General features: G+C 74.2%; 10 protein-coding genes and 1 tRNA gene. All 11 read right to left on the bottom strand.

All coding sequences use genetic code 11. The features are described 5' to 3' along the window. Positions 1–54: 54 nt before the first annotated feature. A complete protein-coding gene (locus OG618_RS17835) occupies positions 55–9,693 on the bottom strand; it encodes a non-ribosomal peptide synthetase/type I polyketide synthase (RefSeq protein WP_329488484.1) in 9,639 nt (3,212 codons plus the stop codon). A gap of 323 nt (positions 9,694–10,016) precedes the next feature. Then, the gene (locus OG618_RS17840) at positions 10,017–10,886 is read right to left on the bottom strand and encodes a sterol desaturase family protein (protein WP_329488486.1); all 870 of its coding nucleotides are present in this window, start codon (positions 10,884–10,886) and stop codon (positions 10,017–10,019) included. 234 nt (positions 10,887–11,120) lie between these two features. After that, the gene (locus tag OG618_RS17845) at positions 11,121–11,912 is read right to left on the bottom strand and encodes a thioesterase II family protein (protein WP_329488487.1); all 792 of its coding nucleotides are present in this window, start codon (positions 11,910–11,912) and stop codon (positions 11,121–11,123) included. Positions 11,913–12,260: 348 nt separating this feature from the next. Next, a tRNA-Thr gene (locus OG618_RS17850) sits at positions 12,261–12,334 on the bottom strand. A gap of 81 nt (positions 12,335–12,415) precedes the next feature. Next, positions 12,416–13,075 (bottom strand): leucine efflux protein LeuE, encoded by a 660-nt coding sequence (leuE, locus tag OG618_RS17855; protein WP_329488488.1) that lies wholly within the window; start codon positions 13,073–13,075, stop codon positions 12,416–12,418. Between the two features lie 100 nt (positions 13,076–13,175). Continuing rightward, complete coding sequence (locus OG618_RS17860) at positions 13,176–14,822, bottom strand: alpha/beta hydrolase (protein ID WP_329488489.1); 1,647 nt, start codon at positions 14,820–14,822, stop codon at positions 13,176–13,178. Between the two features lie 98 nt (positions 14,823–14,920). After that, entirely contained in the window at positions 14,921–16,078 is a 1,158-nt protein-coding gene (locus OG618_RS17865) for a hypothetical protein (protein WP_329488490.1), read from the bottom strand. A 256-nt stretch (positions 16,079–16,334) separates the two neighbouring features. Further along, entirely contained in the window at positions 16,335–17,546 is a 1,212-nt protein-coding gene (locus tag OG618_RS17870) for a DNA polymerase III subunit delta' (RefSeq protein ID WP_329492156.1), read from the bottom strand. Between the two features lie 253 nt (positions 17,547–17,799). Beyond that, positions 17,800–21,240 (bottom strand): dTMP kinase, encoded by a 3,441-nt coding sequence (gene tmk / locus OG618_RS17875; RefSeq protein ID WP_329488491.1) that lies wholly within the window; start codon positions 21,238–21,240, stop codon positions 17,800–17,802. Between the two features lie 203 nt (positions 21,241–21,443). Then, positions 21,444–24,305, bottom strand: coding sequence for a type I DNA topoisomerase (gene topA / locus OG618_RS17880; RefSeq protein WP_329488493.1), 2,862 nt, complete (start codon positions 24,303–24,305; stop codon positions 21,444–21,446). 334 nt (positions 24,306–24,639) lie between these two features. Continuing rightward, entirely contained in the window at positions 24,640–25,101 is a 462-nt protein-coding gene (locus OG618_RS17885; protein WP_329488494.1) for a DUF3592 domain-containing protein, read from the bottom strand. Positions 25,102–25,173 lie beyond the last annotated feature (72 nt).

Consider the following 25,173-nt stretch of genomic DNA (forward strand, 5'->3'; position numbering starts at 1 on the left):
CTGCCGGGGTGGCGGGCCGGGTCGCCGGACCCGGGCCGCGGGGAGGTGCACGGCTCAGGACGCATCGGCGGTGGCCCCGGCGAGGATCTCCCTGGCCAGCCCGGCGTTGCGCGCGATGTACTCGTGGCCGAGCATCTCGGCGTGGGTACCGAAGCCGCGGAACACCGCCGTACCGGTGGCCGAACTGCCGTGCCAGGCACCGTGCTCGCCGGCCGCGTAGAGGGCCACCTTCACGTCGTCGGAGATCACGCTGACCGGTGCGGCGATCACCCCCAGGTTGGGCGTACGGCTGCAGAACTGCAGGTAGTCCCTGGCCTGTTCGCGGGTCTCCTGGGCGACGATCTCCGAACCGGTGTGCCGCTGCAGGTGCTCGGCCAGCTCCTGCTCGAAGGCCTGGACGTGCTCGTCGCCGAGGGTGAAGAACTCCGGGATCCGGTGCGAGTCCATGATCACCACATTGGGCACCGCCCGGCCGCGCCGCTCCAGCTCCTTGGCGACCTCGAAGGCGAGGTTCCCGCCGAGCGAGTAGCCGAGCAGCGCGCACGGCCCGTCCGGCTGGATGGTGTCGATCAGATCGGCGTAGCGGGTGACCTTGTCGTCCCCCGCGACGTAGTTGAACGCGACCATCCGGTACTCCGGCAGGTGCGCCGCGAACTGCCGGTAGACCAGGCCGTGGCCACCGGCCGGCGGGAAGCAGAAGATGGTCTGCTGCTGCTCCTGGTTGAACCAGAGGTAGGGCTGGGCGCCCTCCAGCCGGCCGGTGATGATGTGCTCCAGCGTCCTGGCCATCCCGTGCAGGGTGGTGACCTTGAACAGCTGGCTGACCGGGATCCTGATGTTGAACTCGCCCTGCAGCCCGTGGATCAGCTCGATCAGCTTGATCGAACTGCCCCCGCACTCGAAGAAGTCGTGCTCCAGGCCGAGCCCCTCGACGCCGAGCAACGCCCGCCAGTGCTCGGCCATCCGGACCTCGTAGAGGGTGACCGGCGGTTCGGCGGCCCGGTCCTCGGCCTCCGCCCGGGGCGCGGGCAGGGCGGCGACGTCCACCTTGCCGTTGGCGGTGAGCGGCAGCGCGGGCAGCTCGGCGAAGTACGTCGGGATCATGAAGGTCGGCAGGTAGCCCGCCAGGTGGCGACGGAGCTCCCGGCGGTCGACCGTCCGCCCGGGGGCGGGGACGCAGTAGGCGCAGAGCACGTTCTCGCCGCTGCGGTCCGGCCGGACGGTCACCACCGCCTGGGCCAGCTCGGGCCACTCGGCGAGCTGGGTCTCGATCTCGCCCAGCTCGATCCGGTGACCGCGCACCTTGATCTGCGAGTCGGCCCGGCCGAGCAGGTGCACCCCGCCGTCGGCGTCCCAGCGGGCGAGGTCGCCGGTACGGTAGAGCCGGACCGGCTCGGTACCGTCGGCCCCGCCGAGCGGCAGGGTGGCGAAGCGGCGCGCGGTCTGCTCCTCGTCGCCGACGTAGCCGAGGGCCACTCCGGAGCCCCCGATCCACAGCTCCGCCGGCACACCCGGCGGGACGGGCCGGCCCTGCTCGTCCAGCAGGTAGAAGGCGCTGTTCGGGAACGGCCGCCCGATCGGGACCATCCGGCTGGGCTCCAGACCGTCCGCCGGGCCCTCGAAGTAGGCGCTGTCGATGGTGGCCTCGGTGAGGCCGTAGGAGTTGATCAGGCGGGTCCGCGGGCCGCACAGCGCGCGCAGCCGCTCGTACTCCTCGACCTTCCAGACGTCCGAGCCGACCACCAGCAGCCGCATGAAGTCCAGCCGCAGGCCGGACCGCTCGCAGTGGCCGATCACGGTCCGGACCACCGCGGGCACGAACTCCCCGGCGTCCACCCGCTCGGTCCGCATCACCTCGTAGAGCCGCGCGGTGTTGAACAGCAGTTCCCGGCCGACCAGCACCAGGGTGGCCCCCGAGCAGAGCGCGCGGACGTAGTCGCCGGTGAAGACGTCGAAGGACGGGCCGGCCATCTGGAGGTGGACCCTGGCGTCGGTGTCCAGCCGGTACTCGGCGCGCCAGGCCTGGTAGGCCGAGGCGAGGTTGCGGTGCGAGACCCGGACGGCCTTGGGCCGGCCGGTGGAGCCGGAGGTGTAGATGACGTACGCGGGGCTGTCGAGGTCCACCGGCTCGTCGGTGAACCCGCCGGCGGAGCCCCCGGACGCCTCGGACCCCGCGGACCCCGCGGACCCCGCGGACCCGCCGGTGGTGCCGGTCCCGCCGGGCTCGTCCGCTCCGGTGAACTCCGCCGGTGCGACGATCCGGACCGGCAGCCCGCCGAGCCGCTCCGGGTCACCGACCAGCAGCCCGGCGCCGGCGTGCTCGATCATGTAAGCCAGCCGGTCGGCCGGGTGCCCCGGATCCAGCGGGAGGTAGGCCGCCCCGGTGCGGAGCACGGCCAGCAGGGCGACGACCAGCTCCGGCGACTTGTCCAGGCAGAGCGCCACCACCGAGCCCGGCCCGGCGCCGAGGGCCCTCAGCCGGGCCGCCGCGCTCCGGGAGCGGCGCGCCAGCTCGCCGTAGTTCAGCCGGGCGGTCGGGCCGGACTCCGCCGGAGCGGCCACCGCCCGGGCGTCCGGATCGGCGGCGGCCGCCCGGAGGATCAGCTCGTGCACCGGCTCCTCGTGGGCCACCCGCCGCTCGGCACCGCTCCACCGCTGGATCACCCGGGCCCGCTCCACCGGACCGAGCAGCTCCAGCCCGGTGGCCGGCTGCTCGGCGCCGGCCCCGGTCAGCCCCTCCAGCAGGTTGGTGTAGTGCCCGGCGAGGCGGGCCATCGTCTCCGGCAGGAAGAGGTCGGTGTTGTACTTGAAGACGCAGTGGAAGCGACGCTCCGCCTCGTCCTCGTAGGCGGACAGTGTGAGGTCGAACTGCCCTTCCTCCTCCGGGAGTTCGATGTACTCCAGGTGATAGCCGTACTTCTCGGTGGCCACCTTGTGGTGCAGCAGGATGAACATCGCCTGGAAGACGGCCGAGCGGCTCGGGTCGTGCTGCAGTCCGAGCTTCTCCACCAGCAGCACGAACGGGTACTCCTGGTTGTCCAGCCCGCCCAGCACGGTGGTGCGCACCTGGGCCAGCAGCTCCGCCACGGTCGGCGCCCCGGCCAGCGAGACGTGCAACGGCAGCGGATTGACGAAGTAGCCGTAGACCGAGCCGAACTCCTCGTCCGTGCGGCCGGTCACCGGGCTGCCGACGATGATGTCGTCCTGGCCCGAATAGGCGTGCAGCAGCAGGTAGTAGGCGCTGAGCAGCACCATGAAGACGGTGACGTTGTGCTCCCGGGCCAGCGCGTGCACCCGGGCGCTGAGCCGCTCGTCCAGCACGAAGAACTCGGAGGCGCCGTTGTGCGTCTGCACCGCCGGGCGCGGCTTGTCGGTGGGCAGGCTGAGGATCGGCACCTCGGCGGGCAGGTGCGAGCGCCAGTAGTCGAGCATCCGCGGCGCCTCGCGGCCGGCCAGGAACTCGTTCTGCCGGTTGAGGAAGTCCAGGTAGCGGGCGGTGACCGGGGGCAGTTCCGGCGCCCGGCCCTGCCGCAGCCCCTCGTAGACGGCGAGCAGTTCCTCGATGAAGGTGAAGGTGGAGATCGCGTCCGAGATGATGTGGTGGACGGCCTTCATGATCACCCACTGCTCCGGCCCGCGCTTGAACAGCCGGAACCGCACCAGCGGATCGCGCTCCAGGTCGTACGGCTTGCGGTACTCGCGGACGATCAGGTCGTGGACCTCCGCCCACTCCAGCCCCTGGACGTCGAAGACCCCGAAGTCCGGCTCGACCTCTGCGCGGACCCGCTGCACGGCGTGGCCGCCGTCCAGCACGAAGTTGGCCCGCAGGCTGGGGTGGCGCCCGACCATCGTCCGGAAGGCGGCGGCCATCAGCTCCGGCTCCAGCTCCACCCGGACCTCGACCGCGCCGCCGATGTTGTAGGCGAAGCCGTCCGGGTTGAGCTGCTTGAGGAACCAGAGCGCCTTCTGGTTATGCGTCAGCGGGTGCTGCGACTCGTCCTCGTACCGCTCGACCTCGGCCGCGCCGGCGCCGGTGCCGTCGTCCTCGATCAGCTCGGCCAGACCGGCGTACAGCTGGGCGACCAGCTCGGTCACCGGGGCGTTGGAGAGCAGCGCCACCACCGGGAGGGCGGTGCCCAGCTCGGTGTTGAGCCGGGCCCGCAGCTCCATCGCGAGCAGCGAGTCCAGTCCGAGCCCGCTCAGGCCGGTACCGGGCTCGATCTGCTCCGCCGGCACCCCGAGCACGGTCGCGGCGAGCGCGACGAAGCGCTCGGTGAGCAGCTCCCGGCGCTCCTCCTCGCCTGCCGCCCGCAGCACCTCCAGCAGGCTGCTCCGCCGCGGCGCCGGCGCGTTCTCCCGGGCTGCGGCGGCCAGACCGGCGACCAGCGGCGGCGGGGCCGGGTACCAGGACAGGAAGAGCGGCCAGTCGATCACGGTGGCGACCAGCAACTGGGCGCGGTCCTGGCCCAGTACCCGCTCCAGCACGGCCATCCCGCTCTCGGGCGCGAGGGAGCTCATGCCGCGGCTGTTGCGGTAGTGCTCGACCAGGCCGAGCTCCTCGATCATGCCGGTCGCCCAGGGGCCCCAGTCCAGGCTGAGGGCGGGCAGGCCGAGGGCGCGGCGGTGGTGCGCCAGCGCGTCCAGGAAGGCGTTCCCGGCCGCGTAGTTGGTCTGGCCGGCGGTGGTCAGCAACGAGGCGATCGAGGCGAACAGCACGAAGTGGTCGAGCGGCTCGCCGGCCAGCTGCCGGTGCAGGGCGAAGGCGCCCAGCACCTTGGGGCCGTGGACGGCGTCGAACACCTCGCGGTCAAGCTCCGCCACCAGGGTGTCGCGGACCTGCCCGGCCAGGTGGAAGACGCCCCGGACGGGTGGCGACTCCAGCGCCCGGTACTCCGCGAGCCAGTCCGCGAGGGCGCGTTCGTCGGTGATGTCCAGCGACACCGGAACGGGCTGGGCGCCGAGCGACTCCAGCTCGCGCAGGAAGGCGACACCGCGACCGGCCCGGCTCTCCGGGTCGAGGCCGCGCCACCGCTCGCGCGGGGGCAGCGGGCTGCGGCCGACCAGGATCAGCCGGCGGGCGCCCCGACGGACCAGGGTGCGGCAGAGCAGCCGGCCGAGGGCGCCGAACGCTCCGGTCACCAGGTAGCTGCCGTCCGCGCGCAGGCTGGGCGGCAGCGGACCGGTCAGCCCTTCGGCGGGGCGCAGCCGGTTGGTCAGCCGGCGCCCGCCGCGCAGCGCGATCTCGTCCTCGTCGGCCAGCGCGAACTCGCGCAGCAGTGCGGCCGCCTCCGCTCCGGCCGGGCCGGCCGGACCGAGGTCGATCAGCTTGCCGGGGTGGCCGGGCAGCTCCTGGTGGCGCAGCACCCGGCCGATCCCCCAGGCGGGCGCGCCGAGCGGCTCGACCGGCTCGTCGGGGGCGGTGGCCTGGGCGGCCCGGGTGACGATGTGCAGTCTGCAGTCGGGCAGTTCGGCGGAGAGCAGGGCGGCCAGCGTGACCAGGCTGTAGGCGCCGGCGCCGGTGTGACCCGCCACCGTGGCGTGGTCGGCGCCCGCCAGCGCGGGCCGGTCGAGGTTCCACAGGTGGACGACGGCGGCCGGATCGGCGGCCCCGGCGGCCCGCCGGTCGGCCAGCAGCCGGCCGAGGTCCGCTGCGGAGCCGGGATCCACGGTGGACTCCCGCCCGTCCGCGGCGGTCCGGTAGCAGCTGCCCGGGCGGACGAGGTGGCAGCTGCCACCGCACCCGGTGATCCGGTCGGCCAGCTCCTCGGCGACGCCGCCGGCATCGGCGAACAGCAGCCAGTGGTCCGGGTGCTCGGCCAGCAGGTCGGGGGCGTCCGAGGCGCCCGGCAGCTCCGACCACGAGGACTCCACCAGCCAGCCGTCGATGGTGGCGAGGCCGACCGCGGTGGAGGCCTTCTCCACGTCGGCGGCCCGGAACCCGGTGATCCCGCCGAGCGGGGTGCCGCTCCCGTCGTAGACGGCGATGTCCCCGACGAGCTCGTCGCCGCCGTCCCGGGTCACCGTGGCGTGTACCCAGAGCGGCTGCTCCCCGACCGGGTCCAGCCGGACCTCGTCGATGGCGAGCGGCAGCTTGATGCCGGTGCCGGTAGGACCGGCCGCCACCAGGAGCTGGGGGGTCAGCAGGGTCTGGAAGAAGGCGTCCATCAGCACCGGGTGCACCTGGTGGCCGGCGCCCTGCCCTGCGATCGCCGCCGTCGGCCGGACGACGGCCAGCGCCTCGCCGGGGCCGATCCAGACCTCGTCGATGCCCTGGAAGGCCGGCCCGTAGTGGTAGCCGAGACCGGCCAGCTCGCGGTAGCAGTCGGGGCCGGCCAGGTGGCGGGCGGCGCGCTCACGGATCGGCTCGGCGTCCAGCCGGTGGCCGGGCCGCCGGCGCTGGCCGGGGCGGACGGTGCCGACGGCGTGGACGGTGCGGTCCGGCCCGGCCCCGCCGGGGCCGTCGGCGTCGCCGTCCGTCCCGGCCGAGCCGGTGGTGACGGCCGTGCCGGTGGTGATCGTGAACGAGCCGTTCTCGGCGGAGAGGGTGAGCTGGACGGCGCGGCTCTCCTCGTCGGGCAGGAAGAGCGCCTTGCGCAGCTCGATCCCGGCCAGCGCCGCGTCCGCCCCGCCGGTCAGCGCGCGGACCGCCTGGACGGCCATCTCCAGGTACCCCGCGGCAGGGAAGAGCACCCGGCCCTGGATCCGGTGGTCCTCCAGGTACGGCAGCACCTCGGCGTCCAGCCGGGCCTCCCAGGCGGGCTCGCCCCCCGCGAGGCGGCGGCCGAGCAGCGGGTGGTCCTGCCGGCCCCGGCGGACCTGCTCCACCGCCCGGGGCTCGACCCAGTGCCGGTCCCGCTTGAACGGGTAGCGCGGCAGCGGGACCGGGCGCCCGGTCGGCTGCAGCACCGACCAGTCGACCTCGACCCCGAGGTTGTGCAGGGCGGCCAGCGAGGCGGTGAACGTGGTCCGCTCGTCCTCCTGGCGGCGGATCGAGGGCAGCGTCCGGACGTCGGGGTGGTCGGCGCCGCCGGGCCGGGCCTCCAGCGTCTCCTGGATCGAGCGGCCCAGCACCGGGTGCGGTCCGACCTCCAGGAAGAGGCTGTACCCGTCGTCCCCGAGCCGCTGCACGGCCTGCTGGAAGCGGACACTGTCGCGGACGTTGTGCCACCAGTAGCCGGCGTCCAGCTCGGTGCCGTGCGCGGTGCCCTCCCGGCCGGTGAGGTAGAGCGGCACCTGGGCGGGGCGGGCCTTGAGGTCGGCGAGCGACTCCAGCAGCTCGTCCTTGATCAACTCCATCCGGGCGCTGTGGTACGGCACTTCGACGGTCAACGGGCGGGCGAAGACCTGCTCCGCGGTGAGCGCGGCGGCCAGCTCGGCGAGCACCGTCTCGTCCCCGGCGAGGGTGAGCGAGGTCGGACTGTTGATCGCGGCCACCGACACCGCGTCACCGTACGGGCGGATCCGGCGGACCGCCTCGGCCTCGGTGAGGGAGACCGCCAGCATGCCGCCGGTACCGGCCAGCCGCTGCTGGAGCCGGCTGCGGTGCACCACCACCTTGACCGCGTCGGCCAGGTCGTAGACCCCGGCCTCGTGGAAGGCGGCCACCTCCCCGGTGCTGTGGCCGACCACGGCGTCCGGACGCACCCCGCGGCTGCGCCAGAGCGCGGCGAGGCCGATCTGGACGGCGAAGTTGGCGGGCTGGGCGAGCCAGGTCTCGGCCATCCGGGAGTGCGCCTCGTCGGCGGCCAGCTCGTCGGTCAGCGACCAGCCGGTGAGCTCGGCGAGGTGCTCGGCGCAGCGCTCGACGGCCTCGCGGTAGACCGGCTCGGTCGCGAAGAGCCGGCGGCCCATCCCCCACCACTGCGGACCCATGCCGGTGAAGACCCAGGCCAGCCGGCGGTGCCGAGCCTCGCGCCGCTGGCCGGTCAGCACCCGGGGGTGCGGTTCGCCCCGCAGGTACGCGGTGAGCGCCTCGTCCAGCGATTCGCGCGAGTCGTAGACCACGGAGAGCCGGGAGTCGAGGTGCTGGCGGCGGTGGGCCAGGGTGTGCCCGAGGTCGGCCGGTCGGGCGGGGGCGCCGCCGCGCGCACCGGCCAGCTCGCCCTGGATACCGGCGGCCAGCTCGGGCAGGGCGGCGGCGTCGCGGGCGGTGAGCGGCAGGACGGTGAGCGGGAGGACGGCCGGGCCCTCCGGCGGCTCGGACGGCTCCTCGGCCGGTGCCGGCTCGGGAGCGGCCTCCAGCAGGACGTGGGCGTTGGTGCCGCCGAAGCCGAAGGAGTTGACCCCGGCCCTGGCCGGGCCCCGGTGGTCCGGCCAGGGGGTCGGCTCGGACGGGATCTCGAACGGCAGGGTGGCAGGGTCGATCGCCGGGTTGAGCCGCTCCAGGTTGATGTGCGGCGGGATCAGGCGGTGCTTCAGCGCCAGCGCCGACTTGATCAGCCCGGCCAGGCCCGAGGCGGACTCGGTGTGCCCGATGTTGGTCTTGACCGAGCCCACGTAGCACCTGTCGCCGGGGCGGCGGCCGACCGCCAGCGCCCGCGCCAGGGCGTTCGCCTCGATCGGGTCGCCGACCGGGGTGGAGGTGCCGTGCGCCTCGACGTACTGGAGGCTGCCGGGCGTGATGCCGGCTTCGGCACAGACCCGCTCGATCAGGCTCACCTGGGCGTCCGGGTTGGGCACCGTGATCCCGTTGGTGCGGCCGTCCTGGTTGACCCCGCTGCCGATGATCACGGCGTGGATCGGGTCGCCGTCGCGCACGGCGTCGGAGAGCCGCTTGAGCGCGACGACCGCGACTCCCTCGGCCCGGACGTAGCCGTCCGCCGAGGCGTCGAAGGTGCGCGAGCGGCCCTCCGGCGAGAGGAAACCGCCCTTGGTCTCGGCGATGGTGTACTGCGGCGCGATGTGCAGCAGGGTGCCGCCGGCCAGCGCGAGGTCGGTCTCGCCGCGCAGCAGGCTCTGGGCGGCGAGGTGGACGGCGACCAGCGAGGAACTGCAGGCGGTGTCCAGCGAGACGCTGGGCCCCCGGAAGTCGAAGCAGTGCGAGATCCGGTTCGACACCATCGTCATCATGGTGCCGGTGGCGGTGTGCGCGGCCAGGGTCTCGAAGGAGAGGTCCGAGAACTGGACGATCTTGTAGTCCAGGGTGAACGCGCCGACGTAGACCCCGACGTCACGCCCCGCCAGCTCACCCGGCTTCTGCCCGCCGTCCTCCAGCGCCTCCCAGGCCACCTCCAGCAGCTTCCGCTGCTGCGGGTCCATGTGGTCGGCCTCCCGGCCGCTGATCCCGAAGAACGCCGGGTCGAACTCGTCGAAGCCGTCGATGTAGCCTCCCCGGCCGCCGACCAGTCGGCCTGGCTTGGCCTTGTCCCGGCTGCCGAGGGTGGCCACGTCGTACCGGCTGCGCGGCGTCGGCGTGATGCAGTCCTTGCCGTCGACCAGGTTCTGCCAGAACGACCGGTGGTCACTGGCACCGCCCGGGAACCGGCAGCCGATCCCGATGATCGCGATCCGCTCCGGTCCGTCGATCCGCTCCGGTCCGTCGGCAGGCCCGGCGGGAGCGGGCACGACGGCGGTCGTGCCCGAAGCGGCGGCGGGCACGGAGGCGGCGGTAGCGGCGGCGGTGGCGTAGCGGGTGTCGGAGGCGGTCGGGGAATCAGAGGGATCGGGAACTGCGGCGAGGCATGAATCCGTCATGGTCGAGTCCTTGTGTCGCTGCGTTCGCGCGCGCGGCACGGGCGTGGGAGCACCGCACGGGCGTGGGGACGGCGGCTGCGGACCGGTTCCAGGCAGGCCGGAGACCGGACCGGCCGAAGGGGACAGGCCGAGGGCCGGCGAGGAGTGCGAGCGGGGAATGGGCGGCGGGCGGTGGGCGCGAAGCAAGGGACTACGGGGTCGCGGGGCAACGCCACCGGAACGGGTTCGGGATCGCAGCGGACAAGAGGAGGCAGCGGTCGGCGAGAAGTCGGAACGGACGGACAGGGGCGCCGGGCGGGCGGACCGGCCGGGCCGGCGGGGCGTCAGGCCGGGAAGTCGTCGGCCTGCACCGGCCTTCGCCAGGGCTGGAGGTGACTGGCGAGCACCTCGCGCGTCCGGGGGAAGTCGGACGGGCGCAGCAGCCCCACCGCGGCCGGCCGACGGCCCGGTTGCCAGGTGAAACTCCCGAAGGCGTGGTCCCAGATCGAGAGGTCGGACCCATAGTGCCCGGCCTCCGCCAGATCGACGCTGTGGTGCAGCCGGTGTTGCTCCGGGCCGGCGAAGACGTGGTTGAGCGCACCGATCCGGACATCGACGTTCGCGTGCACGAAATAGCCCTGGGCGACCACGAACAGGCCCACCACGAACACCGATTCGGCCGAGAACCCCGCCAACGCGAGCGAGAGCTGCACGGCGCCCTGGGTGAGCACCACGTCGACGATGTGGTTGACCCCGTTGTTGGCGACATTGACCTTGTCGGGCACGTGGTGCACCCCGTGCAGGCGCCAGAGCCAGCGATTGGTGTGGCTCCAGCGGTGCATCAGGTAGTTGGCCAGCGAACCGAGCAGCAGCGCCGCCGGGATCTCCGCCCAGAGCGGCAGCACCGGATGCGGCGGCGCCGCCCACCCGACCATGGCCGACACCGGCACCTGCGACAGTGCCCCACCGATCATCGTCAGCACGAAGTAGGCGCCGTACCAGCCCCACTCGCCGACGCTCGGCCGCCATTCCGGTTCGTAGGGGATCAGCCATTCCAGAACCGTCAGATAGCCGATCGTGCCGAGCAGGAAGAACTGGCTCACCCGCCCGAGGTCCCAGCGCCAGCGCAGGGCCGCGACCGCTATCGACACGAGCGTGACCAGCAGGAACGGGTAGGCGACGTGACGCAGCGCGGAGCGCAACCGCTCACCCATGGCTACCCCCTTCGCGAGCCGGCTCGAACGATCACCGAAAGCATTCGTTCCGATACTAACGGTGCACGGAAGGGGATGCGAGGCATTTTTGGAAAGAATCACAAGCGCCGCAATTTGTCAGATAATAGATGGCCAAACGATTCTTCCGCCCGTCATAAAGATCCCGGAAATGCGAACCGCCCGCCCCTCCGGAGAGGGACGGGCGGGCGGACGATCAGTGGCCCACGGCCCAGGTCAACCGAGCCGGGCCGGAAGGTGCCGACCGGCGGCGAATCCGCTGATCGCCGAGATCACCGACAGCGCGTGGTCGTCGAGGAAGAAGTGCCCGCCCGAGAAGGTCCGCACCGAGCAGCCCGCCGTGGTGTGCTCGGCCCACGCCTCCGCCTCCGCCGCGGTGACCTGCGGATCCGCGTCCCCGGTCAGCACCAGGACGGGCTGCCCGATGCGGTCCCGGCCGGGCCGGCTGCGGTACGTCTCGGCGGCCTTGTAGTCGCTGCGGACCGACGGCAGCACCATCTCCAGGAACTCCGGGTCCCGCAGCATCAACGGATCCGTACCGCTCAACCGCTCCAGGGACCGGATCAGCGCCCGGTCGTCCGACCGGTGCACGTCCTGCGCCGTGTCCCGCGGCCGCGACGGCGCCCGCCGCCCGGAGACCACCACCCCCTGCAACGCCATCCCGGCCCGCTCCATCCGGACCGCCACCTCGAACGCCACCGACGCCCCGAGGCTGTGCCCGAACAGCGTGAACGGCCGGTCCGCCCACACCAGCAACTCCCGCACCACGTGGTCCGCGAGCGCGTGCACGTCCTCGACACAGGCCTCCCCGGCCCGGTCCTGCCGCCCCGGGTACTGCACCGCGAGCACGTCCACCGAGGTGGGCATCGCCCGCGCCACCGGCAGGAAGTACCCCGCCGACCCCCCGGCGTGCGGAAAGCAGACCAACTGCGCCGGTGCGGCGGGCGCCGGCTGGAACCGCCGGATCCAGAGACTGCTCCGCTCCGGCGCTGCTGCGTACCGTGGCATTCCCATCCCCTCCCCCTCCCCGGGGCCACCCACGACGGCCCACCCTGGCTGCCATTCAAGCCCCGCCGCCCCACCACGACCAGATGCCCGTCCCCCCTCTCGCACCCCCACCCCACCCCTACCCACCCCCTACCGCCACCCCGGGACAACGCGAAGGGCCCGGTCGCTCCAAGCGACCGGGCCCCACCGCAACGTTCACCCGTGGCCATCCGAACCCACGCCCGGCCGCCGGCCGACACCTCCGACCCGGGACCACAGCACACCCGATCGCGGGCATCCGCCGACGCGAGGGCATCCGCCTACGCAAAAGCCCCAGGTCACGGCGAGTGAGTCCTGGGGCTTCTACAGAGCCGCCTATGGGATTCGAACCCATGACCTACGCATTACGAGTGCGTTGCTCTGGCCAACTGAGCTAAGGCGGCACCGTTGCCGCACGTGGTGGCAACGCGGGCCAGTCTACACAGGTTCGCGGGTGATCCGTAACGGGGTTCCGCGGCGGTGGATCAGGCGGAGGAGACGGCCAGTTTGGCGGCGAAGCCCGCGAAGAGGACGGCGACGCCGCTGGTGAGGCCGGCGGAGAGGCGCTTGCGGCGGCGGAAGGCGGTGGCGAGGGTGGTGCCCGCGAAGATCAGCATGGAGAGGTAGAGCAGGCTGAAGGTCTGCAGGATGCCGCCGAGCAGGGCGAAGGAGAGGGCCGGCTGTCCGTAGGACGGGTCCACGAACTGGGTGAAGAAGGAGAGCAGGAAGAGGATCGCCTTCGGGTTCAGCAGGCTGATCACCAGGGCGCGGCGGAACGGGCGCTCGGTGGAGTCCGGGACGGCGGCCGCAGCGGTGTCGGGGGCGGCCGCGGCGGCGCGGTGCTCGCGCCAGAGCTGGCGGGCGGCGCGGAGCATGCCGACGCCGATCCAGAGCAGGTAGGCGGCGCCGCCGAACTTCACCACGGCGAAGACCGCGGGGTTGGCCTCCAGCAGCGAGGCGGCGCCCAGCGAGGTGAGGCTGATCAGGGTGAAGTCACCGACGAAGACGCCGGCGGCGGCGGTGTAACCGGTCCGGACGCCCTTGCGGGCGGCGACGGACAGCACGTACAGGGAGTTGGGGCCGGGGAGGAGGATGATCACGAGGGCGCCGAGGATGTACGTCGCCAGGTCGTTGACTCCGAGCACGGTGGGCTCCGGTGGGGGTGGCAGGGGCTGCGGGGCGCTCATCGTAACGTCGCACCGGTCGGCGGTTGAAGCCGAAATTACCCGCCGCTCCTCTCCCCCTCTACGCGCCGCAGCGCTTGCCCTGCTCCGGCGCCGGACCGCCCAGCAGGTACGCGTTGACCGCCCCGTCGACGCACTCGTCGTGCCGTCCGTACGCGGTGTGGCCGTCGCCGTCGAAGGTCAGCAGCCGCCCGGACTCCAGCTGCCCGGCGAGGGACCGCGCCCAGGCGTACGGGGTGGCCGGATCGCGGGTGGTGCCGATGACCACGATCGGAGCGGCGCCGGCGGCCCGGACGGTGTGCGCGGCGCCGGTGGCCCGGACCGGCCAGTAGCTGCAGGTCAGCGCCATCCAGGCCATGTCGCGGCCGAACCGGGGCGAGGTCCGCTCGAAGTCCGGCACGGCCCGCTGGACGTCGGCCGGGCCGGTGAACGGCGCGGGCAGGTCCAGGCAGTTCACCGCCATGTTGGCGAACATGAGGTTCGGGTACGAGCCGTCCGGACCGCGTTCGTAGTACGAGTCCGACAGCTTGAGCAGGCCGGTGCCGTCACCGGCCTTGGCATCGGCGAGCGAGGTGCGCAGCTTGGGCCAGAGGAAGTCGGCGTACATGGCCTGGATGACGCCGGTCGTCGCCTGGGACTCGGTGAGCCGGCGGGCGCCGTCGACGGTGGTCAGCGGCTTGGCGTCGATGGCCGCGAACAGGGCGCTGAGCTGCTCGCCCGCCTGCTGCTCGGTGCGGCCGAGCGGGCAGTCCTCGCGCTTGACGCAGTCCTTGGCGAAGGCCGCCCAGGCGGTTTCGAAGCCGCCGGCCTGGGTGCGGTTGCCGCTGATCGAGTCGAGTGACGGGTCCATCGCGCCGTCCAGCACGATCCGGCCGGTCCGGCCGGGGAAGAGACCGGCGTAGGTCGCGCCGAGGAAGGTGCCGTAGGACTTGCCCACGTAGTTGAGCCGTTCGTCGCCGAGCAGCGCCCGCAGGACGTCCATGTCGCGGGCCGCCTCGACGGTGCCGAGGTGGCCGAGCCGGTCGCCGGCCTGCTGCCGGCAGCCCTCCGCGAACTCCCGGTCCGCGGCCACCAGGGCGTCGATCTCGGCCTGGTCGTCGGGGGTGATGTCGGCGGCGGTGTACGCGTCCATCCGCTCCCCGGTCAGACAGGTCACCGGGCTGCTTCGGCCGACGCCGCGCGGGTCGAGCCCGACCAGGTCGTACCGGGCGCGCACGGCACTGTCGTAGCTCTTCGCGACGGCCTCCACGTACTCGATCGCCGAGCCGCCGGGGCCGCCGGGGTTGAGCAGCAGCGACCCGAGCCGGCCGCCGGCCGCGCCGGGGGCCCCGCCCTGGTCCGGGTCCGCCGGGACGGCGACGGCCCGGACCGCCGAGAGGGTGAGGTCGCCGCCGCCCGGGCGGTCGTAGTCCAGCGGCACCGTGAAGGTGGTGCACTCGAAGCCGTCGTCGCAGGGATGCCAGGCGGGCCGCTGGCCGTAGTACGGCGCCAGCGCGGCGGGAAAGGCGGCCGGGAGCGGCTCCAGCGGTGTGACACCGGGACGGGCGTCGGCCGCCGCCGGCCCCCCGGAGGCGAGGGACCCGGACGGGGCGGCGCCGGGCGCGGTGGTGTCCGAGGAGGCCGCCCCGGGGGTGGACGAGGAGGAGCTGCACCCGCCGACCAACAACCCCGCGACCGCCAGTGCCGCGGCCACCACTCGCGCCCGCATGCCCCGCTCCGACCTCATCCGGTCCCTCTCAGGTGCTGGGGCGCGGCCGCTGCCGGCGCCCTGGGTACCGCGAAGCGTAGCCTTCGCGGACACCCTGGTCAGGACGCCTTCGCCAGCGTCTCGGCCAGGTACTGGACCGCCTGGCGGACCAGCCGCAGCCGCTCCCGGTCGGCCGTGTAGTCCTGCACGTTCTCGGAGATCCGGACGTCGGCACGGGCTGACGCGCCGGCGCCGCCGTGCAGCGCGGTCTGCAGCTTGCGGGCCGCGTCCAGGCCCGCGGCGTCGGCCTTGGCGGCGGCCAGGAGCAGCTTCGGGGCGGCGTTGGCGGGGGCCTCGGCCCCCGTGCGGGTCAGCGCGACGGTGTCGTACCGGCCGGAGACCGCGGCGGCCGCGCCGTACAGGTCGGGGCGGGCCAGCCCGGCGGCCACCGCGCAGGGCGCGCCCGCCTCGACGCCCAGCGTGCCCCAGGAGGCCGGACCGGGCGGCAGGGTGCGGAAGGTGGCCGCGATGGTGGTGCGCAGCGCGGCGTCGTCGGCGATGGCCTGGGGGGCGGCGGCGACCAGCTCGCACGGGTGCGCGGTGCCGTTCGGCGCCTCGGGGGCCACCAGGATGAACGGGCGGGCCTTGCCGGTCTGGACGGCGGAGCCGAGGCCCTCGAAGACGTCCGGGACTTCGGTGTCGGCGGTCATCCGGGGAGTGGCCGCGTGCATCACGACCACCGGGAAGCGGGCGTTCGGGTCCTTGGCGTACTGGGCGGGCAGCCAGACCCGGACGTTGCGGGGGTGGCCGTCCGGGCCGGGGACGGCGGACTGCAGCAGCTCGCCGCCGCCCGGGTGGCCGACGCTGTCGAACCGGCTGGCGGCCGGCGCGGGGGCGGGGGCTGGAGCAGGAGCGGGCGCGGGCGCGGGCGCGACAGCCGGGGCGACCGGAGCGGGTGCCTCGTCGGCGGGCGGCGCGGCCTGCCGGCTCCCGCCCTGGCCCGTGCTGTCGGCGGTGAGCTCCGCGGAGTCGGACCGCGAGGCCGGTCCGCCGAAGGTGCCGAAGGTGCCCAGGGCCGTCAACACGGTCAGTGCCGTCACGCAGATGCCGCAGACCATCGCGCCGGCCGCGCGCAGCAGCATCGGCCGCTGATCACCGGTCAGCTCGTAGGTCTCGGCGGACCGCAGGTCGCGCCAGCGCAGCAGGGCGCCTCGGGCGAGCCAGATCCCGCCCGAGGCGGCTGCCAGCAGGGGGACGACGAGGAGCGAACGGACCATGGGACGCACCGCCTCGGGAGGAGGGCCGGACGACCGGTGGGGGCCGGTGCCGGACGGGACGCGACGGCCCCGGCGTCGGGGCGCAGTCGGCCCCAGCGTGCAGGGCGATCCGGCCGTCACACGCAGGTGTCCCCGGCGCGTACGGCCCGTTCACTCGAAGGTGGGACACCCGGGTAGCGCGGGAGGCCCTACCGGCGGCCCCCGGCGGTCCTACCGGTGACGGCCCCGCCCCGGGCCGCCATCCGCGTCCGCCGACTCAGCCCGCGCGCAGGGCGACGGTCATCGCCTCGACGGCGAGCAGCGGGTCGACGTTGCGGTCCAGCGCCTGCCGGCAGGCGAGCACCGCCTCGATCCGCCGCAGCGTGCCCTCCGGCGGGCCAGCCTGGGCGACGCGGTTCAGGGCCTGCCGCTGGTCCTCGTTGGAGAGCGCGCCGGTGGAGCCCAGCTGGAGGGCGAGCACGTCCCGGTAGAAGCTCAGCAGGTCGAGCAGGGCGACGCCGAGCGTCTCCCGGCGGGTCCGGGTGGCCCGGCTCTTCTGCCGCTTCTCCAGTTCCTTGACCGCGCCGGCCATGCCCCGCGGAGCCTTGCTGCCCTCGGCCGCGCCGTACGCGGCCCTGAGGTCGCCGGTCTCCTTGGCGTCCTGGGTCTCGGCGAGCGCCTCGGCATCGGCCTTCGCCGTGTCGACCAGCCGCTGGGCGGCGGCCAGGCAACCACCGATGTCACCGACCTCCAGCGGGATCCGCAGCACGTCCGTGCGCCGGGTGCGGGCCTGGTCGTCGACGGCCAGCCGACGGGAGCGCTCGATGTCCCCCTGGCCGGCGAGCGCGGCCATCCGGGCCGTCGTGGGGTCGACACCGTCGCGGTTCACCAGCATGTCGGCGACGGCCTCGGCGGCGGGCTGGCGCAGCACCAGCAGCCGGCAGCGCGAGCGGATGGTGGGCAGGACGTCCTGCACGGAGGGCGCGCAGAGCAGCCAGACGGTGCGCGGGGAGGGCTCCTCCACTCCCTTGAGCAGGGCGTTGGCGGCGGCCTCGGTGAGCCGGTGGGCGGCGTCGACCAGGATCACCGACCAGCGGCCGCCGGTCGGGTAGCTGGACGCCCGCAGTACGAGGGCGCGCATGTCGCCGACGCCGATCGACAGGCCGTCGGTGCGCACGTACTTCACGTCCGCGTGGCTGCCCGCGAGCACGGTGTGGCAGCCGTCGCAGAACCCGCAGCCGGGCGTACCGCCGAGCGCGAGATCCGGGCTGGTGCACTGGAGGGCGGCGGCGAAGGCGCGGGCCGCAGTGATCTGGCCGGCTCCGGGGGGACCGGTGAACAGCCAGGCGTGCGTCATCAGCGAGGCGTTGCCGCCCGGCTCCGGCGCGGCCCCGCGACCGGCGGCGGCCGTCGCCCAGGCCGCCCGGGCCGCGGCGCTCAGCTGCTCGACCACCCGCTCCTGGCCCACCAGGTCGTCCCAGACGGCCACTGCTGCTCCCAAGCTCGGTACGGACTGCGCCGGCGTCCGTCACCCGGGCGGCGGACGGCGCCCCGGGCACGGTTTCCCGGAGTCGAGCATACGTGCCCGGTACGACGGTGGGCGGTGCCGCCGGAGCACCGCCCCGGCCGCACCGCCCACCGTCCTTCAGGCCCCTGCCCCGCCCCGGCCGAGTCGGCCCACCAGGCCGAGTGGGCCACGTGGACCGCGTGGGCCGCGTGGGACCGCGCGGGCCGGGACCGAGTCAGCTCCGGCGCCCCCAGCGCCGGCCCTTGCCCTTGCCGTCGCCCCGGTCGTCCGACCCGCCTTGGGCGTCCGTCCTGCCACGGCCCTCCGGCCCGCCGGGGCCGGCCGGAGGAGCGGCCGCGCCACCGCGCGGGTCCTGCGGCGCCGGGTCGGCGGGGCCGCCCTGCTCCCAGCGGGCCCACTCGTCGCGCGAGCCCAGCAGGGTGTCGGTGAGGCTCGGCAGGTCGTCCATCGGCGTCTCCTCGGCCCAGGAGGGCCGGGGGCGCGGTTCGGCGGCGGGCTGCTCCTCCACCGCCGGGAGCTCGCGGGTGCTGTCGACCGGCGTCTCCCGTCCGGCCGGTCCGGCCGGACGGGTCGGCTCGACCCGCGGCAGCACCTCGGTCCGGTCCGCCGGACGGGTCGGCTCCACCCGCGGCAGCACCTCCGTCCGGTCGGCGTGGTCGCGCCGCCCGGCACCCGACCGGTCGGGGTCCGCCGAAGGGACTCGGGGCAGCACCGCCGTCTCGTCCGCCGGAGCGGTGGGGACGACCGGCAGCTTCGCCGTCGCGTCGGCCTCCGGAGCCCGGGACGCGGAAGCGCCACCGGCCCCCGCGGCGCCGGCCGCCTCGGCCGCCCGGACGGCCGCCCGGCGGTCCCGCTCGGAGATCTCCTGGGTCGCGTCCTCGGGCTCCGGCACGATCCGCAGCTCGGTGGTCACGTCGTCGGCCGGCGGAGCGGGCCGGTCCGCCCGGTCCGCCGCGCTCTCGGCGGCGGCAGCGGCCGCGGCGAGCGCGGCGGCCTGCGCCAGCCGGGCCTCCTCGGCCCGCTGCAGCGCCTCCTCCGCGCGCCGGCGCTGCTCCTCGCGCTGCAGCTCACGCTGCCGCTGGAGCTCCGCCTGGGCGGCCGCCTCCTCGGCGAGCCGCCGGCGCTCGGCGGCCTCGGCGGCGAGCCGGGCCTCCTCAGCCGCACGCTGCCTGGCCTCCTCCTCGGCCCGCCGGCGGGCTTCCTCCTCCGCCTTGCGCCGGGCCTCCTCGGCCGCCTTGCGCGCCGCCTCGGCGGCGACCCGCTCGGCCTCCTCCTTGGCCAGCCGCACCTTCTCCGCCTGTTCGGCGCGGAGCTGCTCCAGCAGCTCCAACCGCTTGCGCTCCGCCTCCGCCTCGGCCGCGCGCCGGCGGGCCTCCTCGGCGGCGCGGCGCTCGGCCTCCTCGCGGGCCAGCCGCTCCTGCTCGACCCGGGCGGCCTTCTCCTGCTCGGAGAGCGGCAGCTCGCGGTCGAGCCGGTGGCGGATCGCGGTGGTGACGAAGCCGGGCTGCTGGCTGCCGTCCACGACCAGGTACCGGGCCGGGTCGGCGGCGGCCAGCGAGAGGAAGCCGGACCGGACCCGCTGGTGGAACTCGGTCGGCTCGGACTCCAGCCGGTCCAGCGCCTCGGTGAACCGCTCCCGGGCCCTGGTCGGGTCGACGTCGAGGACGACGGTCAGGTCGGGCACCAGCCCGCCGGTCGCCCAGCGCGAGATCCGGGCCACCTCGGTGGCGGCCAGGTCGCGCCCGGCGCCCTGGTAGGCGATCGAGGAGTCCATGTAGCGGTCGGTGATGACCACCGCGCCGCGGGCCAGCGCCGGGCGGATGACGTTCTCGACGTGCTCGGCCCGGTCGGCGGCGTAGATCAGCGCCTCGGCGCGATGCGACAGACCGGTGTTGCCGACGTCCAGGACGAGGCCGCGCAGCCGCTGCCCGACCGGGCTGCCGCCGGGCTCACGGGTGAGCACCACCTCGTGGCCCTTGCCCCGGATCCACTCGGCGAGCGCCCGGGCCTGGGTGGACTTGCCGGCGCCGTCGCCGCCCTCCAGGGCGATGAAGAAGCCGGTACCGGTGGTGCGGTGCGGGGCCGGACCGGCGGCGCCGCGCACGGCGTCGACGAGGTCCCGGCCGAACGGGGCGGTGCCCCGCCGGTCGTCGGTCTTGAGCAGCACGACGGCCGCGAGCACCAGCGTCAGCAGCCCGGCGGTGGCCACCGCGAGGGCCGCGCCGCCGTGGATGAAGGTGAACGAGCCGGGCTCGACCGTGCCGTACTCGACCTCGCCGTAGGCCGCGGCGATCAGCGGGACGACGATCAGCGCGCCGCCCACCACGGCCCGCAGCACCGCGTACAGGTGCTCGTCGACCTTCGGGAGCCGCGCCTCCTCGACCTCCTGGGCGAGCAGCGAGCGCCCGGCCGAGACGACGATCCCGGCGGCCAGGCCGGCCAGCACGGTCAGCAGCAGCACCAGGACGAAGTCCAGCACCAGGCCGGCCAGGATCAGCGCGACGCCCTCGGTCAGCAGCGCCAGTGCGAGCAGCCGGCGGCGGGAGAGCGCGGGCAGGGTGGCCCGGGTGAGCCGGGAGCCGAGCGCCGGGGTGCCGACGGCGGCGAGCACCAGCAGGCCGTAGCCGATCGGCCCGGCCCGGTGCTCGGCGGCGGTCAGCAGCGCGAGCGCCGCGACGCCCGCCATCGAGGCGAAGGCGGCGGCGACCGAGAAGGTGAAGTAGGGGGCGGCGCCGGTGCGGCCCTTGCTCAGCGCGGGGCCGGGCGTGGCGTCGGTCGGCGCGCGCAGGCTCCGCAGCGGGGAGTGCGGAGGGGCCACCGTCGGACCGCCGGGCAGCTGCTGGAGGTACGCCCGGACGGCCGAGACCGTGAACAGGGCGGCCGCGCCGAGCGCCGCGAAGGTGGTCTGGTGGACGCGCAGCCAGTCCGAGCCGAGGGCCGCGAAGACGTTGTTGACCAGGGTGAGCGCGACCAGCGCGGCTGCCGCGAGCGGCACGGTGGCCCAGCCGGTGCGGCGGTCCAGCGTCCGCACGCTCTCCAGGTTGGCCGCGGACGGACGCTGCTCCCCGGGGGGCGCGAAGGGGTTGGCCGGCGGCAGCAGGCCGGGTACGGCGGCACCCTTGGCGATCGCCCAGACCCGCTCGGCCGCACCGGTCACGAAGACGGTGGCGAGCAGTACGTAGGTCGCGGCGGCGGAGGGCCCGGCGTCGGAGCCCAGCCAGACGATCCACCAGGGCGCGACGCCGATCAGCACGGCCCGCAGCGCGTCGGCGCCGAGCAGCGTCCAGCGCCGGTCCAGGCGGCCGCTGAGCAGCCCGTGCACCGGGCCGAGCAGGGCGGCGCCGACCAGCAGGGTGGCGGCCAGCCGGGCCGCGAAGACCGCGGCGACGGCGAAGGCGAGGCTGCGCGGCAGGTCGCCGAACTGCCCGCCGAGGGCGGCCGCGATCACCGTCAGCGCGAGCAGCACCAGCAGCCCGAGCCGGTCGGCGGTGCCGCCGATCAGCTGGGTGGTCCAGAGGCGGCGGTAGGGGCGCAGCCGCAACAGTGCCCGGGCGCGCTCACCGGGGGTTCCGGCGGGCGCGACCTCCGGCAGGTCGGGCGTGCCGGCTCTGGCGGCACCGCCGGTGCCGGGGGTGGGCTGCTCCTCGCTCGTCATACGGTCAGCGTAGCGGTCGGCACCGGTCGGAAAAGAGGGGTGCGGGCTTCCGGATGCCCGTCATTGCAGGGTTGTGACGCGCCGCGCACACGCTCGCCACCCCGCGCCGGAGGTGCTCGCGCACCGCGCCGCGCACCGGTCGTCCACAGACCTCGGGCCCGCGCCTCCGAAGAGGGCGCGGGCCCGGTGCCGCTGGTGGAGGGTCAGCCCTCGTCGACGGCGGCGGTCTTGCTCGCGGCGGCCTTCTTGGTCGCCGTCTTCTTCGCGGCGGCCTTGGTCGTCGTCTTCTTGGCCGTGGTCTTGGCCGCGGCCGTCTTGGTGGTGGTGGTCTTCTTGGCGGCGGTCTTCTTGGCCGCCGCCTTCTTCGCCGGGGCCTTCTTGGCCGTCTTCTTCACCGGCCCGCGGGCCCGCTTCTCCGCCAGCAGCTCGTAGCCGCGTTCGGGAGTGATGGTCTCGACCTCGTCGTCCTTGCGCAGCGTCGCGTTGGTCTCGCCGTCGGTGACGTACGGGCCGAACCGGCCGTCCTTGACCACCACCGGACGCTCGCTGACCGGGTCGGTGCCCAGCTCCTTGAGCGGCGGCGCGGCCGCGGCCCGGCCGCGCTGCTTGGGCTGGGCGTAGATGGCCAGGGCCTCCTCCAGGGTGACCGTGAACATCTGCTCCTCGCTGGTGAGCGAGCGGGAGTCGGTGCCGCGCTTGAGGTACGGCCCGTAGCGGCCGTTCTGCGCGGTGATCTCCACGCCCTCCTGGTCGAGACCGACCACGCGCGGCAGGGACAGCAGCTTCAGCGCGTCGTCGAGCGTGACGGTGTCCAGCGACATCGACTGGAGCAGCGACGCGGTCCGCGGCTTCACGGCGTTCTTGCCGGTCTTCGGCGTGCCCTCGGGCAGGATCTCGGTCACGTAGGGGCCGTACCGGCCGTCCTTGGCGACCAGCTGGTTGCCGCTGACCGGGTCCTGGCCGAGCTCGAAGTCGCCGCTGGGCTTGGCCAGCAGCTCCTCGGCCAGCTCGACGGTGAGCTCGTCCGGCGGCAGCTCGTCCGGGATGTCGGCGCGCCGGCCGGGCTCGCCCTCCACGGTGGAGGCGCGCTCGACGTACGGGCCGTAACGGCCGACCCGCAGGGTGAGGTCGTCGCTGATCCGGAACGAGCTGATCTCCCGGGCGTCGATCGCGCCGAGGTCGGTGACCAGTTCCTTCAGACCGCCCAGGTGGTCGCCGTCGCCGTTGCCGGCCTCGGCGGCGCCGCCGGTGGCGTGGCCCTCGCCCTCACCGAAGTAGAAGCGCTTCAGCCACGGCACGGACTGCGCCTCGCCCGCGGCGATGCGGTCGAGGTCGTCCTCCATCCGCGCGGTGAAGTCGTAGTCGACCAGCCGGCCGAAGTGCTTCTCCAGCAGGTTGACCACGGCGAAGGAGAGGAACGACGGCACCAGTGCCGTCCCCTTCTTGAAGACGTAGCGGCGCCCGATGATGGTGTCGATGATCGAGGCGTAGGTGGACGGGCGGCCGATCTCCCGGTCCTCCAGCTCCTTGACCAGCGAGGCCTCGGTGTAGCGGGCCGGCGGCTTGGTGGCGTGGCCCTCCGGGGTGAGCTGCTCGGCGGACAGCGGGTCGCCCTCGGTCACCTGCGGCAGCCGGCGCTCGCGGTCGTCCAGCTCGGCGTTCGGGTCGTCGGCGCCCTCGACGTAGGCCTTGAGGAAGCCGTGGAAGGTGATGATCTTGCCCGAGGCGGAGAACTCGGCGTCCCGGCCGTCCGCGGAACGGCCGCCGACCTTCACGGTCACCGACTGACCGACCGCGTCCTTCATCTGGGAGGCGACGGTGCGCATCCAGATCAGCTCGTAGAGCCGGAAGTCGTCGCCGCTCAGGCCGGTCTCGGCCGGGGTGCGGAAGCGGTCGCCGGAGGGGCGGACGGCCTCGTGCGCCTCCTGGGCGTTCTTGACCTTGCTGGCGTACGTGCGCGGCGCGTCCGGCAGGTAGTCGGCCCCGTAGAGCTGGGTGACCTGCGCCCGGGCGGCCGAGATCGCGGTCTCCGACAGCGTGGTGGAGTCGGTACGCATATAGGTGATGAAGCCGTTCTCGTACAGCTTCTGGGCCACCTGCATGGTCCGCTTGGCACCGAAGCCCAGCTTGCGGCTGGCCTCCTGCTGGAGCGTGGTGGTGCGGAACGGCGCGTACGGCGAGCGGCGGTACGGCTTGGACTCGACGCTGCGGACACCGAACGAGGTCTGCTCCAGGGCGGCGGCCAGCGCGCGGGCGGCCTGCTCGTCCAGGTGCAGGGTGTTGACGCTGCCGGCCTTCAGCCGGCCGTCCGAACCGAAGTCGCGGCCGCTGGCGATCCGCTTGCCGTCGACGGCCGAGAGCCGGGCGCCGAAGGTCTCCGGGTTGGCGGCGTCGGCCGGGGTGCGGCCGGTGCCGAAGGTGGCGACCAGGTCCCAGTAGGAGGCGCTGCGGAAGGCGATCCGCTCGCGCTCCCGCTCGACCACCAGGCGGGTCGCGACGGACTGGACGCGGCCGGCCGACAGCTTCGGCATGACCTTCTTCCAGAGCACCGGCGAGACCTCGAAGCCGTAGAGGCGGTCGAGGATGCGGCGGGTCTCCTGGGCGTCGACCAGGCGCTGGTTCAGCTCGCGCGGGTTGGCCACCGCCTCCTGGATCGCGGTCTTGGTGATCTCGTGGAACACCATCCGGTGCACCGGCACCTTGGGCTTCAGGACCTGCTGGAGGTGCCACGCGATGGCCTCGCCCTCGCGGTCCTCATCAGTGGCGAGGAAGAGTTCGTCGGACTCGGCCAGCAGCGACTTCAACTTGCTGACCTGGGACTTCTTGTCCGCGTTCACCACGTAGATGGGCGCGAAGTCGTGGTCGACATCGACGCCGAGGCGGCGCACCTCGCCGGTGTACTTGTCCGGGACCTCGGCCGCTGTGCTGGGCAGGTCCCGGATGTGCCCGACGCTCGCCTCGACGATGTAGCCGGGGCCAAGGTAGCCCTTGATCGTCTTCGCCTTGGCCGGCGACTCGACAATGACGAGTCGCTGTCCGTGCGCGGTCTCGCTGCTCGGGGACACCTTCGCTCTTCTCTCCCGGTCGTTACGTGAGCTGGTCGGCGCCGGCAGCACAGGCTGCGCTCCGCCCGACCCCTCCACCGTCCCGGGGGCGCCGCTGCACGACGACCCCACCAGCGGAGTGTGACCGTACCCCGGCCACCCTTGTCAAACGGAAGGATCCTGCTTTTTCACCGGCAAGGCCGACCGACGCCACTCGAACGGTAACCCGATGATGGAGGATCGCGCCCCGTGGAGGGGGGCTTCGGCGGGTTTCGAAGGATGGAATGACGGATTTCAAAATCTGTCAACGGAAAATCGACACCTCGCGGCGGGCGGAGCGGCGGTGGGACGGGGCTCAGCCCGCGAGGCCGGCGGCGATCAGTGCCGCCCCCGCGGCCACGCAGCCGGTGCCGAGCGAGGTCCAGAGCAGATCGGCCACCGCCGCCCGGCCGGTTTCCGCCGCCGCCAGGACCGCGCGGCTCGGCCGCCGAGGATCGTAGGAGATACGGACGGACGCGCCGGGCGCGAAGCGGGCCGGCCGGCGCAGCGGGGTGTGGCCGCGCGGGCGGGTGATCACCAGCTCGGCGCATCGTCCCGGGCCGGCGGCGCCCGTCACGGCCGGCGCGGAGAAGGAGAGCAGCGGTGCGCTGTCCAGCTCACCGTGGGCGTCGGCCTCGGCGACCACCGTGGCCACCGCCGGCACGCCACGGCGTCGCACCAGGTGGCGAAGGCGCACTTCGGACGCGCACCAGAGCAGCAGTGCGCCGCCGAAGAGCGCGAGCACCGCGCCGCCCGCCGTGGCCGTCGTCGTGTCCACCTCTTGCCCCCAGCTCTGTCCACAGCCTGTGGACAGAGCTTCACAGTCCGGGGCCAACGCGGGACAGCCGTT

It is taken from the genome of Kitasatospora sp. NBC_01246, from assembly GCF_036226505.1.
Lineage (GTDB): Bacteria > Actinomycetota > Actinomycetes > Streptomycetales > Streptomycetaceae > Kitasatospora.